Genomic DNA, 11866 nt, shown 5'->3' with positions numbered 1-11866 from the left:
CGGCGAGCTGCCTACAGTGCGGCCACGACCAGGGAACTTCGATGACAGAGCTGAGCGATCTCAGTCATCAGCGCTCTGAGCTCTCGGAGCGCGAACTGGAAATCATTGCGCTGGTGGCCCAGGGGCTCACCAACCAGGAGATCGGTGAGACGCTAATGATCAGCAAGCGCACGGTGGACAACCACGTGAGCAACGTATTCACCAAAACCGGCGCCAAAAACCGAGTGGCCCTGCTCAATTGGGCGATGGACAACGGCAAGATCTGCCGCGACGGCTTCAACTGCTGCAACCTGCCCCAGGATGGGCACCAGAGCTAGATCAGCGCGCCTACCTAAACCGGCGACAGCGCACGGCAGGTCTCTGGCTCCGAACCAAAAAGGGATTCCAGGCTGAAGCTGCCTTCATCCAGGGCAAACAACTCGGCGTACGCCAGGCACTCGGCCCGGTCAAGGCCAGCGAAGCGAAGCATTCCTTGCTGGTCGTAGAGGCCGATCACCGAATCGAAAGCCAATCGGAAGGTCTGAAGCCAATCCTAATCCGATACGCAGCAGAGATGCTGCAACCAAGGCTCACGCTCCTGCGGCGGCCAGCTGGCGAAGGGGCTGCGAGCCAGGGCCGCGTTGCTGAAGCCCCCCAGCCCCGTGAGTTCCTGCACGCACCAGGACGGCACGGCCACGGACTGATCCGCCGTGGCCAGCTCCACCTCAGCGATCACCAGCGGGGCATTGGCCCCTACAAACACGTCCAGCACCCAATCGCCGCCGGGGAGATCCAGGCCATGGCGCTGCTTGGCCAACTGCTCTCCGCTGTGCTGCAGCAGCGCCTGCGCATCGGCCAGCGGAATCGCATACTCGAACTCATGGCGGGCGATGCCCCCAGCCGGGAGTTTCAAGGTGAGCCAGGCCTGCTCGGTACCAGCGGTGCGCACGCGCAGGGTGAGGGCCTCCGCTGAAGCCGCCAGATAGCCCTGACACAGGTGCTGACTCCAGCGCACATGGGGCCGCCAGCCGTCGCCGGCCACGAGAAAGCGGCGTTCAATCTCCAGGGCCATGGCGGCGAAACCAACTCAATTGGGCGAGGGCTCAGCAGCGGTGAGGCTGCCGGCCCAGTGCAGTTTGCGGCTGAGGGTGCGGTAGTAGGAGGGGCTCTGGGCCAGCAGCACCATCAGGGCCTGGTGGGGAGAGCGCTGCACGGAGCAGCGGTCGCCAGGCTCCAGCACCGTGGCGTGGGCGCCATCCTTCCAGAGCCTCACCCGGCGGCTCACTTCCCCTAGGGGCCACACCGCGAGCTGGGAGCGGGGCGGCACCACCACCGGCCGACTGGAGAGGCTCATCGGGCAGATGGGGTTCACCACGATCGCCTCAATGCCCGGATGCAGGATCGGCCCCCCAGCTGCCATGGAGTAACCGGTGGAGCCCGTTGGCGTGGAGATGATCAAGCCGTCGCCGCGGTATTGATCCACCACCTCCCCATCGATTTCCAGCTCAAGCACACAGGTGGGCGAAACCTCATCCAGGCCAGGTCGGAAATAAAAGTCGTTGAGGGCCGTGTGCACCGTGTCATCGCGATCGGTGCGGGCCTCCAGCATCATGCGCCGCTCTAGAGCAAAGCGATCGTCCCGCAGGCGCTGCCAGAGGTTGGGCTCAGCATCGGCGCCATGGCCCTGATTGAGCAACTTGCGCTCATGGGTGAGGAAGCCGAAATGGCCTCCCACGTTGAAACAGAGGATCGGCACCCCCAGGGGTGCGAGATGGCGGGCGGCCCCCAAAACCGTGCCATCCCCCCCGAGAACCACCGCCAGATCCGGAGGCCCGCCCTCATCGGCCAGCAGGCCGGGGAAGGGGTTGGCGTGCTGACCGCTCATCGCCACAGCCACCTGGACGCCCTGAGCGCGCAGGTCATCGGCGGAACGCCGGGCCTGGCGCAGGGCCGCCTGGCTTTCGGCGCGGTGAATCAGCCAGACGGTATTGAGGCGCATGCCCCAGCCTGCCTACCAGCGGAGCAGATTGAAACGCTCCATATCCACCGTTTCACGGTTCCGATACAGAGACAGCAAGATCGCCAGGCCCACAGCGGCCTCGGCGGCAGCCACGGTGATCACGAAGATGGCAAAAACCTGGCCCCGGATCAGCTGACCATCCAGGTAGCTGGAGAAAGCCATCAGGTTGATGTTCACGGCATTGAGCATCAGCTCAATGCTCATCAGCACCCGCACGGCATTGCGGCTATTGATCAGGCCCCAGACGCCTGTGCAAAACAGAACAGCGGCCAGAGCCAAGTAGCCCTGCAGCGGAACAGTGGTGAGGTCGAGGGTCATGGGTTGGTTTCCAGTAGGGGCGCCTCAAGGCCGGCATTCGCCGGGCCGCTGTTTTCAAGCAGCAAGGGAGTTCGACTCTTTTCGATCAGGCCCTGATCGGCAGGCTCACCGGTGGCGATGTCTGTGGTGAACACATCGCGGCGGGCCAGCACGATGGCACCGATCATGGCCATCAGCAGCAACACCGAGGCCAGCTCAAAGGGCAGCAAATAGTCGCTGAACAGGTGCTCACCAATGCGGATGGTGGCTTCATCGCCTAGGGGCTCCGGACCTGGAGTAGCCCAGGGGGTGGAGAAGGCCACCCGCAACAGCAGGGCAAACAGGCCAGCACAGACCGCGCCAGACAGGACCCGGCGCAGGGCCAGACCCGGAATCGCCGCCAGGTTTTCCTTCTTGTTCACGAGCATGATCGCGAACAGAATGAGCACGTTCACCGCACCCACGTACACGAGCACTTGGGCGGCGGCCACAAAACTGGCGTTCAGCAACAGGTAGAGACCGGCCACCGAAAGAAACACCCCGCCCAACAGGAAGGCGGAGTAGACGATGTTCGGGAGGAGCACCACGCCCAGGGCGCCGATGGCTACAGCCGCCGACAGGGCGATGAAACAGATGAATTGGGTGGAGGAGGCGATCGTCATCAGGGGGTCTCCTCGCTGGGAGCGGCAGCCGTTACAGCAGCGGGCTTGGGCAGGCTTTCCAGTGCCTGCTCGGGCAGTTTGCCTGCCCGGGGGCGGCTGGGGTCCACACCATGGGGGTCCATCACACCCTTGGGCAGATAGGCCAGCTCCTTGAGCGCCACCACGGCTGGATCCGTGGTGACACTGGTGGGCAGGCGCCCGAGGGCGATGTTGTCGTAGTTCAGGCTGTGGCGATCAAAGGCCGCCAGCTCATATTCCTCGGTCATGGAGAGGCAGTTGGTGGGGCAGTACTCCACGCAGTTGCCACAGAAGATGCACACCCCGAAATCAATCGAGTAGTTGCGCAGCTCCTTCTTCTTGGTGGCCTTGTTCATCACCCAATCCACCACCGGCAGGTTGATGGGGCAGACACGGACGCACACCTCGCAGGCGATGCACTTGTCGAACTCGTAGTGGATCCGACCCCGATAGCGCTCAGAGGGGATCAGCTTCTCGTAGGGGTACTGAACGGTGACCGGTCTGCGGCGCAGGTGATCGAACGTCACCGACAGGCCCTGGGTCAGGTAATTGGCCGCACCCACCGCATCGCGGGTGTAGTCACCGACTTTCTTGAGGAACCCGAACATGGAGGGGATCGAGGGGCTGGATCGCCGGCACCATGATGGCCCGACGACTTGGCAATTGAGGGATCAGCCGCCGAAAAAGGCGGGGAAGGCGAGCTTTAGACCTGCCGTGACCAGCAGGTTCACCAACGCGATGGGGAGCAGGAATTTCCAGCCCAGATCGAGCAACTGGTCGATCCGCACCCGGGGCACGGTCCAGCGCAGCAGGATCGCGAAGAACACCAGGAGGTAGGCCTTGAGCACCGTCATCACGATGCCCGTGGTGGCGGTGATCACCTGCACCAGCGGAGCATCGATCGGCTGGCCAGTGAGACCCACGATCCATTCAACCGGCAGGGGGAAACCCCAGCCGCCGAGATAGAGCACCGCCACCAGCAGGGCGGAGAGCACCAGGTTGATGTAGCTGCCCAAGTAGAAGAGGGCGAACTTCATGCCCGAGTACTCGGTCTGGTAGCCGGCCACCAGTTCCTCTTCGGCCTCGGGGAGGTCGAAGGGGAGGCGCTCACATTCGGCTAGGGCGCAGATCCAGAAGATCACGAAGCCCACTGGCTGACGCCAGATGTTCCAGCTCAGAATCCCCGCCCCGGTCTGCTGGTTGACGATGTCAACGGTGCTGAGCGAGTTGCTCATCATCACCACGGCCAGCACCGCCAAGGCCAGGGGGATCTCGTAGCTGATCGACTGGGCCGCCGCCCGCAGCCCACCCAGCAGGGAGTACTTGTTGTTGGAGGCATAGCCCGCCATCAGCAAGCCAATTGGCTGAATGCTGCTCAGGGAAATCCACAGGAAGATCCCCACACCGACGTTGCTGATCAGCAGGTGCTGGCCGAAGGGCACCACCAGCCAGCTGAGGATCACCGGCACCAGCACCAGAACGGGGCCGAGGGTGAACAGGAGGCCATCGGCCCGGGCGGGGATCACGTCCTCCTTCCAGAGGAGCTTGAGGCCATCGGCCATGGGCTGGAGGATGCCCAGGGCTCCGGCGTATTCGGGGCCGATGCGCTGCTGCACGGCGGCGGAGATCTTGCGCTCGAGCCACACGTTCACCAGCACGCCCACCACGGCCGCCACCAGCACCAGCAGCATCGGCAAGGGCAGCCAAAGCAGATGGGCGGCCCCGGGGCTGAGCCCCAGACCCTGGAGCAGATCGGTGAAGCTGGCCTCGAGGTCGAGGCCCGGGGCCACAACGCCCGCCGTGGTGGCGGCCGTTGTGGTGGCCAGAAGGCTGGCTTGGAGTCCGGCGGTGACGGTCACCATGCTTCAGGGCTTGATGGGGGCAACTTAGGCGGCCGCAGCCAGAGTCGGGTTGTGGTGGCGGATCAGCGGGCCTCGAGGGGCTGCCACTGGCGCCCTGCACTGCCGGTGTAGATCTGCGTGGGGCGATAGATGCGGTTCGCCCCGAGCTGCTCCTTCCAGTGGGCGAGCCAGCCCGTGGTACGGGCAATGGCGAAGATCGGCGTGAACAGATCTTCCGAGATGCCGAGCTTGCGGTACACCAGGCCGGAATAGAAATCCACGTTGGGGTAGATGCCCTTGGGGCCGAGCCGCTCAGCGGCCGCTTCTTCGAGCTTGCGGGCTAGGTCGTAGAGGGGATCGTGGCCGAACTGATCAAACAACTCTTCAGCCAGCTTCTGCAGGATCACCGCTCGGGGATCCTTCACCTTGTATTCGCGGTGGCCGAAGCCCATGATCTTCTGCTTCTCGGCAATCGCCCGGTCTATCCAGGGCTCCACCTGATCCACCGTGCCGATGGTCTCGAGCATGGCCAGCACATCTTCATTCGCCCCTCCGTGCAGGGGGCCCGCCAGGGTGCCCACCGCCGAGGCCACCACCGCATAGGGATCGGTGAGGGTGCTGGCGGTAACGCGGGCACTGAAGGTGCTGGCGTTGAGGCTGTGCTCGGCGTGAAGGATCAGGCAGGCATCAAAGATGCGGGCGGCCAGCGGGTCGGGCTCCCGCTCGGTGAGCATGTAGAGAAAGTTGGCCGCATAGGCCAGATCGTCGCGGGGCTGAATCGGATCCTGGCCTTTGCGGATCAACTGGAAGGCCGCCACCATCGTGGGGATCTTGGCAATCAGCCGCACCACGGCGGAATAGATGTATTCCGGGTTGTCGAGAGCGCGCCTGGAATAGAAGAGCCCGAGGGAGGCCGCACTGGCCTGCAGCGCATCCATCGGGTGCCCCCCGGAGGGGAAGCTCTTCATCATGTCGCGGATGCGGAAGCTCACCCGCCGGTGCATCTGCACCTCGTGCTCGAACTCCTGAAGCTGATCCGCCGTGGGCAACTCGCCCCAGATCAGCAGGTAAGCCGTTTCCAGGAAGGTGCTCTGGGCGGCCAGCTCATCCACGCGATAGCCGCGATAGGTGAGCAGCCCGTTATGGCCATCGATATCGCACACCGCCGACTGGGTTGCAGGCACACCCTCGAGGCCCGGGCGAAACGCCGGTGCGGCCAATGGGGCTGTTGCCTGTCCCGCCTCGAGCACCATCTCCCGCCCAACAACTGCTACCCGAAACCTAAGGCCCTCGCGGCTGCAACTCCGTAGCACTGGCAGCAGAGGGGCGTAGCGGCGCTAGGAGCTCGCCAGCAGGCTCTTGGGGGTGAGCAACAGGCTCAGGCGCGCCGTGCCGAACAGAGAGCCGTCAGGCTTGACGGGCCACTGCAACAGGGCCGCTCCGGCCTTCTTGAGGCGCAGGGCATGGGGCGCTGCCGCCATGGGAACACCGATCAGCAGGGCCGCCAAGGTGCTCAGGTCGGGCTCATGGCCCACCAGCGCCAGGCGCTGCCAATCAGGACGCGGGGACACAGGCCCGAGCCAGCGCTCCAACAGGGGCAGGGGGTCGGCCAGGGGGGCCAGGGCCGAGGCCAGCTCGAGCTCTGGGGCCAGCCCGAACTCGCGCACCAGCTCAGCCGTCTGCCTGGCCCGCACCAGGGGGCTGCTCAGCACCACATCACAAAGCAGATCGCACTCCACCAGGCGTTGGATCACCCGGGCGGCGCGCTCACGCCCCAGGGGCGTCAGGGCCCGCTGGGCATCGTCCAGCCCCTCACCGCGCTCCTCGGCAATGCCGTGGCGCAGCAGCAACACTTCCCTCTTACGACCTGCCATCAGCCCAAGTCCAGCTGGCCGCGCAGCCGCAGAGCGTTGGTCTCCGCCTCGGCCTGCAGGCTCAGGGCAGCTCCCTCCACTGTGGCGCTGAGCGGCGAACCGGAGAGGGTGGTGAGCAGGCGCCAGGGCTGCCAATGCTCCAGCAGGCCTCGAGCCATGGCGGCGTCCATCGCCCACTGCACCGAGGCTTTCGGCGAGTCCAACTGATCCAGCTGCCGCTGACGGGCCTGGGGGGCCTGGCGCCCCTCCTGTTGTTGGTCGAGCACGGCCAGTCCCTGGCCCCACCAGGCCAAGCCGGCATCAGCTGCCCGGGCACCCGCCAGGCGGGCCTGCAACTGATCGGGGTTGCCCTTCACCGGCTTCGACTGCAACTGGGTCCAGGCGAGCAGGGTCTGGCCCTTGCTCTGCAACGGGGAGGTTGAGAACCCTTGAGACTCCAGCGCACCCTGGAGCTCGAGCGGATCGGGCGTGTCGCCGCGGGTTCCCAGTAACCAACCCTCCCGCTGCTGAGCCCAGAGCAGCGGCCCCGAATCGGCAGCCGCCACCAGGGTGGGCAAGGGCCCCTGCTCCCGGCCAAGGGCCTGGGCCAGCAGCGGGCCAGCAATGACCTGCCAGGGGTTCCGAGCCTCTGCACTGCCCCCAGACGGCGCCAACAGCTGGGCGGGGTTCTGGATCAGGGCCAGGCTGGTGGCCGGGGTATGCAGCTGGCGCAGCAGCCCCTCACCGCCGCTGAGGGCGTTCTGGGGCAAGGGGGTATTGAGCTGGAGCACGGCCTCGAGCCTCAGCCCTCGGCCGGAGGGCAGCAGCGATGCCACAAGCTCCGTGAGGGGCGAATCGGCACTCGCGGCACCCGCTGGCAGGCCTAGCCACTGCTCCATGGCCTGGGGCCGGGCCGTGAGGACTGCAATGCCATTGCCCAATTGGGCAATGGCCTGTTGGAGCTGGGGGCTGGCCGCCTGGTTGAGCTCATCGATCTGGGAAACGTCCAGGGCCTGCTCCAGGGCTCCACGACCCGAGGCGATCAGCACCAGGTCGTCGTTGATCAGCGCCGTGGCCAGAGGTCTGGGGTCCTGACCGATCAGCGCGCCGCGGCCGCTGATCAGGCCCATACCGCGATAGCTGGTGATCTGGAGATCGGTACCAGCGAGGCTGCGGGTTTGCCAGAAGCGCTGCAGGAAGCGCCGTGCCCCCTCGTTATCGCGACTGCGCAGGGCGAGCACCCAGCCAGGCTCACCCTCCTCGCCTGGGGGCGTAAGCAAGGCCAGGCTGCTCTGCCCCCCCAGCCAGGGCGCGAGTTCGGTGGCGTAATCAAGGCCAGCAGCAGCAAAGGCCCCATCCCGCAGGCGATCGGCCGCCGCGGCAGCCTGGCGGCGTTGGCGCGGTGGGGCCACGGCCCTGGCATAGGCGGCGGGCTGGTCCGGCCCGACCAACCAGTGGAGGCTCAGGGGAGCCGTGCGGGGCACGAAGCGCGCGGCCACAGGCAGCACAAGCCGCTGCTGCTGCAGGCTCAGGGGACTGCGCTGGAGCAGGAGCCACCAGGCGACCCCACCAAGAGCCAGCAACGCCAGGGCCGCCGCCAGTAATGCCGCCAGAAAGGGGCGGGCTTTCATGCGCCGCACGCAGGAATGGCCTCATCTTTATGCATCGCGGCCGTGTTTGGCACCCCCCATCGCGCTGGGTAGGGTGCGGCCATGCCTAGCCCCATCAGCCTGCGCGCCAGCCACCTCAAAACCCGCCTCGAGGCCGGTGAGCCCTTGCAGCTGGTCGACGTCCGCGAACCCATGGAACTTGAGCTGGCGGCCCTGAACCACCCGGTGATTCACCTGCCCCTCAGTCAGTCGGACCAGTGGCTGGAGCAGCTACCTGCTCTGCTGGATCGGGATCGCGATGTGGTGGTGCTCTGCCATGCCGGCATCCGCAGCTGGCAGTTCGGTTCCTGGCTAATGGAAACCCAGGGGTTTGAACGGGTGTGGAACCTGCAGGGCGGCATCGATGCCTGGAGTGTCGAGGCCGATCCGAGCGTGCCGCGCTACTGACGGCACGCCTACGATCTCGCCTACACATCCGTTTAGACACCTCTGGCTGTGCAAGTGCTGCCCCGCCGCCAACAGGAGGTGCTTCGGGCCACCGTGCGGCACTACGTGGACACCACCGAACCGGTGGGCAGCCAGACCCTGGTGCGCCGCTTCGGCCTGGAGGCCAGTCCGGCCACGGTGCGCTCGGCCATGGGGGCCCTGGAGCAGAAGGGCCTGCTCACCCAACCCCACACGTCCGCGGGTCGGGTGCCCAGCCAGCAGGGCTACCGCCATTACGTGGACTGCCTGCTGCCGGCACCGGGAGCCGCAGCGGGTCAACTGGAGCGGGAACTCACGAGTCTGAGCCTGCAGTGGGCCGCCCTAGACGACCTGCTCCTGCACCTAGCCCGTCGCCTGGCCGACCTCACGGGCCTCCTCAGCCTGATCACGCGGCCCCAGCGCTTGCAGCCCAGCCTGCAGGCCCTGAGGCTGGTGCCCAGCGGCGACCGGCTGCTGGTGTTTCTGGTGGAGAACGCCGCGGCGGCCAGCAGCCTCAACCTTCGCCTGCCGGCCACGGCAACCGCCGAGTTACCGGCACTGGAGCGCTGGGCCACCGGTCAGCTGGAAACCGGCTCGCTCAACTGGGCCTGCCTACCACCGCAGCTGCGGCTGAGCGGTGAACTGTTGCGCCAGGCCCTGCGCAGCCATCGGGAGGCCAGGACTGCAGAGCAGGAGAGCGCGGTGGCCCTAGGCCTAGGTGGCTTACTGAGCCAACCGGAATTCAGCCGCACCGCGAGCCTCCGGCCCCTGCTGCAGCTGGTGGAAGAACAGCCCCAGCAGCTGCTGCAGGCCGAGGGAGCCCTGCACCTGGGCGGCGTGTGGATTGGCTCGGAACACCCCCACCCGGCCCTGAAGCAGTGCGCGGTCGTGCAGGCCCGCTACTGCACGGGAACCGGTGGAGTGGGCCAGGTGGCCCTGGTGGGTCCGATGCGCATGGCCTACGCCACCGCACGCTCGGCCGTGCAGTCCGTGGCCAGCAGCCTGGAGCGGCTGCTGGGCTAACCGCCCATGGCGTCGCCGAGCTTCTCGGCCACGGTGTTCACGTCCTTGTCGCCGCGGCCCGACAGGTTGAGCACCACCTCGGTGCCAGGGGCCAGTGTGGGGCAGAGCTTCTCCAGCCAGGCGAAGGCGTGGGCCGTTTCCAGGGCCGGAATGATGCCCTCCAGGCGGCAGAGGAGCTGCAGGGCATCCAGGGCCTCGGCGTCAGTCACAGCGCCGTATTCAGCCCGGCCGATCGTTTTCAGGTAGCTGTGCTCGGGGCCCACGCCGGGGTAATCAAGGCCGGCGCTGATCGAATGGGCCTCCTGAACCTGGCCTTCATCGTCCTGCAGCAGCAGGCTCATGGCACCGTGCAACACCCCAACGCGGCCCTCGGTAATGGTGGCGGCATGGCGGCCGGTGGCCACGCCATCACCGGCGGCCTCCACCCCCACCAGGCGCACGGCCGTGTCCTGCACGAAGGGATGGAACAGGCCCATGGCATTGGAGCCGCCGCCCACGCAGGCCACCAGCACATCAGGATTGCGGCCGAAGGCCTCGTGGCACTGGCGTTTGGTTTCCTCACCGATCACGGCGTGGAAATCACGCACCAGCATCGGGAAGGGGTGGGGGCCCGCCACCGAGCCAAGGATGTAGTGGGTGGTCTCCACGTTGGTCACCCAGTCGCGGATGGCCTCGCTGGTGGCGTCCTTGAGGGTGGCGGTGCCCGCCGTCACGGGTTGCACCCTGGCCCCCAGCAGGCGCATGCGGAACACATTCAGGGCCTGGCGGCGCATGTCTTCGGCGCCCATGTACACAACGCACTCCAGGCCGAAGCGGGCGCACACGGTGGCCGTGGCCACGCCGTGCTGGCCAGCGCCGGTTTCGGCGATGATCCGCTGCTTGCCCATGCGCAGGGCCAGCAGCGCCTGCCCCAGGGCGTTGTTGATCTTGTGGGCGCCGGTGTGGTTCAGGTCTTCGCGCTTCAGCCAGATGCGCGGACCGCCCTCGGCGCGGCGGTAGTGCTCGGTGAGGCGCTCGGCCTCATAGAGGGGATTGGGGCGCCCCACATAGGTGCGCAGCAGATGGTTCAACCGATCGGTGAAGGCCGGATCCTTCCAGGCCTCGGCGGCCGCCTGCTCCAGCTCGGCCAGGGCGGGGATCAGGGTTTCCGGCACGTACTGGCCGCCGAACTGGCCGTAGCGGCCCAGGCTGTTGGGGCGCGCCGCCAGCTCCAGGGCGCTGGGATCGGGGCCGCTGACGGAAGACAGGCCGCTGGCAGTGGACACAGGGGGAACGGTGCTGGTCACCAGCGGCGGAGCAAGATCACTGCAGCGTAAGAAGCAGCCATGGCCAAGGGCGGCTGGCAGGAATTCAGCAGGCCGGAAAGCCTGGAGCGGGGCGTGGCCGGCGCTGAGACTGGCGGGCTCACCCCCAAGGCCCAGCAGCGGGTGCGGGTGCAACGCACCAAGGCGGGCAAAGGCGGAAAACTGGTAACGGCCATCACCGGACTGGAGGCGCCGGAAGCCGAGCTCAAGGCCTTGCTGAAACAGCTCAAGGCCGCCGCCGGCACGGGCGGCACCGTGAAGGACGGGGTAATTGAGCTCCAGGGCGACCAGGTGACCCCGGCCCTGGCCGCCCTGGAGAAGGCCGGCTACCGGCCCAAACAGGCGGGGGGCTGAGGCGCCCTGTGGCGCCGTTGAGTGCACACCCACAAAATGGATGGGTGCCCGCCACTCATCCCAGGCCCTACGACCCCCTGCGCAAATGCCGCGTGGCCCTGCATGGACTGCGCTTGGCGATGCGTGACACAGCGGTGGCCTACAAGCTCCTGGTTTCCGTGGTGTTGTTGGCGGTGGCCTTTGTCCAGCGCTCCTGGGTGGACTTCGGGCTGCTGCTGGTGGCCACGGCCCTGGTGCTAGCGGCCGAGCTGCTGAACACCGCCATTGAAGAGCTATGTGACTATGTACAGCCCGATCGGGCGCCGCAGATCGGCGCCACCAAGGACATCGCTGCGGCAGCCGTGGGGCTCTGCATCCTCGCCTGGATGGGCGTGATGGTGCTGGAGGCCTGGCGACTGTTGTTCTCCGGCCGGGCCTGAGGCCGACCGGCGCGGGCAGCG

16 protein-coding genes are annotated in these 11866 nt (G+C 66.7%); 5 read left to right on the top strand and 11 right to left on the bottom strand.

Translation table 11 applies throughout. The features are described 5' to 3' along the window. Positions 1 to 41 precede the first annotated feature (41 nt). Complete coding sequence (pedR, locus tag KBZ14_RS05750; RefSeq protein ID WP_255117348.1) at positions 42 to 317, top strand: photosynthetic electron transport-dependent transcriptional regulator PedR; 276 nt, start codon at positions 42 to 44, stop codon at positions 315 to 317. A gap of 14 nt (positions 318 to 331) precedes the next feature. On the opposite strand, the gene KBZ14_RS05745 is transcribed toward pedR, so the two are convergent. From KBZ14_RS05745 to KBZ14_RS05700, 10 genes are all read right to left on the bottom strand, one after another. Then, a complete protein-coding gene (locus KBZ14_RS05745) occupies positions 332 to 496 on the bottom strand; it encodes a hypothetical protein (RefSeq protein WP_255117347.1) in 165 nt (54 codons plus the stop codon). Positions 497 to 532: 36 nt separating this feature from the next. Beyond that, the gene (locus KBZ14_RS05740) at positions 533 to 1051 is read right to left on the bottom strand and encodes a CYTH domain-containing protein (protein WP_255117346.1); all 519 of its coding nucleotides are present in this window, start codon (positions 1049 to 1051) and stop codon (positions 533 to 535) included. 15 nt (positions 1052 to 1066) lie between these two features. Then, positions 1067 to 1978 (bottom strand): NAD(+) kinase, encoded by a 912-nt coding sequence (locus KBZ14_RS05735; protein WP_255117345.1) that lies wholly within the window; start codon positions 1976 to 1978, stop codon positions 1067 to 1069. Between the two features lie 12 nt (positions 1979 to 1990). After that, complete coding sequence (gene nuoK, locus KBZ14_RS05730) at positions 1991 to 2317, bottom strand: NADH-quinone oxidoreductase subunit NuoK (protein WP_255117344.1); 327 nt, start codon at positions 2315 to 2317, stop codon at positions 1991 to 1993. Then, positions 2314 to 2958 (bottom strand): NADH-quinone oxidoreductase subunit J, encoded by a 645-nt coding sequence (locus KBZ14_RS05725; RefSeq protein ID WP_255117343.1) that lies wholly within the window; start codon positions 2956 to 2958, stop codon positions 2314 to 2316. The genes nuoK and KBZ14_RS05725 overlap by 4 nt, the downstream gene beginning before the upstream one ends. Then, the gene (gene ndhI / locus KBZ14_RS05720; protein WP_255117342.1) at positions 2958 to 3584 is read right to left on the bottom strand and encodes an NAD(P)H-quinone oxidoreductase subunit I; all 627 of its coding nucleotides are present in this window, start codon (positions 3582 to 3584) and stop codon (positions 2958 to 2960) included. Before ndhI ends, KBZ14_RS05725 begins: the two co-directional genes overlap by 1 nt. A 63-nt stretch (positions 3585 to 3647) precedes the next feature. Further along, positions 3648 to 4766: an NADH-quinone oxidoreductase subunit NuoH gene (nuoH, locus tag KBZ14_RS05715; RefSeq protein ID WP_255117406.1), complete on the bottom strand. Its 1119-nt coding sequence runs from the start codon at positions 4764 to 4766 to the stop codon at positions 3648 to 3650. A gap of 134 nt (positions 4767 to 4900) precedes the next feature. Further along, positions 4901 to 6070 (bottom strand): citrate synthase, encoded by a 1170-nt coding sequence (locus tag KBZ14_RS05710; RefSeq protein ID WP_255117341.1) that lies wholly within the window; start codon positions 6068 to 6070, stop codon positions 4901 to 4903. 84 nt (positions 6071 to 6154) lie between these two features. After that, the gene (gene sixA, locus KBZ14_RS05705) at positions 6155 to 6691 is read right to left on the bottom strand and encodes a phosphohistidine phosphatase SixA (RefSeq protein WP_255117340.1); all 537 of its coding nucleotides are present in this window, start codon (positions 6689 to 6691) and stop codon (positions 6155 to 6157) included. Beyond that, on the bottom strand, positions 6691 to 8301 hold the full coding sequence (locus KBZ14_RS05700; RefSeq protein ID WP_255117339.1) for a DUF3352 domain-containing protein: 1611 nt from the start codon (positions 8299 to 8301) through the stop codon (positions 6691 to 6693). The genes sixA and KBZ14_RS05700 overlap by 1 nt, the downstream gene beginning before the upstream one ends. 81 nt (positions 8302 to 8382) lie before the next feature. Between KBZ14_RS05700 and KBZ14_RS05695 the strand changes: the two genes are divergently transcribed. Further along, the gene (locus KBZ14_RS05695; RefSeq protein WP_255117338.1) at positions 8383 to 8727 is read left to right on the top strand and encodes a rhodanese-like domain-containing protein; all 345 of its coding nucleotides are present in this window, start codon (positions 8383 to 8385) and stop codon (positions 8725 to 8727) included. Positions 8728 to 8769: 42 nt separating this feature from the next. Then, positions 8770 to 9768 (top strand): HrcA family transcriptional regulator, encoded by a 999-nt coding sequence (locus tag KBZ14_RS05690; RefSeq protein ID WP_255117405.1) that lies wholly within the window; start codon positions 8770 to 8772, stop codon positions 9766 to 9768. On the opposite strand, the gene trpB is transcribed toward KBZ14_RS05690, so the two are convergent. Further along, positions 9765 to 11054, bottom strand: a complete 1290-nt coding sequence (gene trpB, locus KBZ14_RS05685) for a tryptophan synthase subunit beta (protein WP_399210487.1) — start codon at positions 11052 to 11054, stop codon at positions 9765 to 9767. The genes KBZ14_RS05690 and trpB overlap by 4 nt on opposite strands. Positions 11055 to 11093: 39 nt before the next feature. Here trpB and KBZ14_RS05680 point away from each other — a divergent pair, with 39 nt between their 5' ends. After that, a complete protein-coding gene (locus tag KBZ14_RS05680; RefSeq protein ID WP_255117337.1) occupies positions 11094 to 11426 on the top strand; it encodes a translation initiation factor in 333 nt (110 codons plus the stop codon). Between the two features lie 44 nt (positions 11427 to 11470). Continuing rightward, the gene (locus tag KBZ14_RS05675; protein ID WP_255117336.1) at positions 11471 to 11845 is read left to right on the top strand and encodes a diacylglycerol kinase; all 375 of its coding nucleotides are present in this window, start codon (positions 11471 to 11473) and stop codon (positions 11843 to 11845) included. Positions 11846 to 11866: the final 21 nt, after the last annotated feature.

Source organism: Synechococcus sp. HJ21-Hayes, assembly GCF_024345835.1.
In the GTDB taxonomy this organism is placed as follows: domain Bacteria; phylum Cyanobacteriota; class Cyanobacteriia; order PCC-6307; family Cyanobiaceae; genus Vulcanococcus.
Note: the sequence above shows the minus strand (reverse complement) of the source record. Positions and strands in the feature narration are given on the sequence as shown.

Bases quoted from the DNA above. Each gene is read 5' to 3' on its own strand.
- pedR (WP_255117348.1), top strand. From the start codon at position 42: ATGACAGAGCTGAGCGATCTCAGTCATCAGCGCTCTGAGCTCTCGGAG.
- sixA (WP_255117340.1), bottom strand. From the start codon at position 6,691: ATGGCAGGTCGTAAGAGGGAAGTGTTGCTGCTGCGCCACGGCATTGCC.
- KBZ14_RS05710 (WP_255117341.1), bottom strand. From the start codon at position 6,070: ATGGTGCTCGAGGCGGGACAGGCAACAGCCCCATTGGCCGCACCGGCG.
- KBZ14_RS05695 (WP_255117338.1), top strand. From the start codon at position 8,383: ATGCCTAGCCCCATCAGCCTGCGCGCCAGCCACCTCAAAACCCGCCTC.
- KBZ14_RS05740 (WP_255117346.1), bottom strand. From the start codon at position 1,051: ATGGCCCTGGAGATTGAACGCCGCTTTCTCGTGGCCGGCGACGGCTGG.
- ndhI (WP_255117342.1), bottom strand. From the start codon at position 3,584: ATGTTCGGGTTCCTCAAGAAAGTCGGTGACTACACCCGCGATGCGGTG.
- KBZ14_RS05725 (WP_255117343.1), bottom strand. From the start codon at position 2,958: ATGACGATCGCCTCCTCCACCCAATTCATCTGTTTCATCGCCCTGTCG.
- nuoK (WP_255117344.1), bottom strand. From the start codon at position 2,317: ATGACCCTCGACCTCACCACTGTTCCGCTGCAGGGCTACTTGGCTCTG.
- KBZ14_RS05680 (WP_255117337.1), top strand. From the start codon at position 11,094: ATGGCCAAGGGCGGCTGGCAGGAATTCAGCAGGCCGGAAAGCCTGGAG.
- KBZ14_RS05700 (WP_255117339.1), bottom strand. From the start codon at position 8,301: ATGAAAGCCCGCCCCTTTCTGGCGGCATTACTGGCGGCGGCCCTGGCG.
- KBZ14_RS05735 (WP_255117345.1), bottom strand. From the start codon at position 1,978: ATGCGCCTCAATACCGTCTGGCTGATTCACCGCGCCGAAAGCCAGGCG.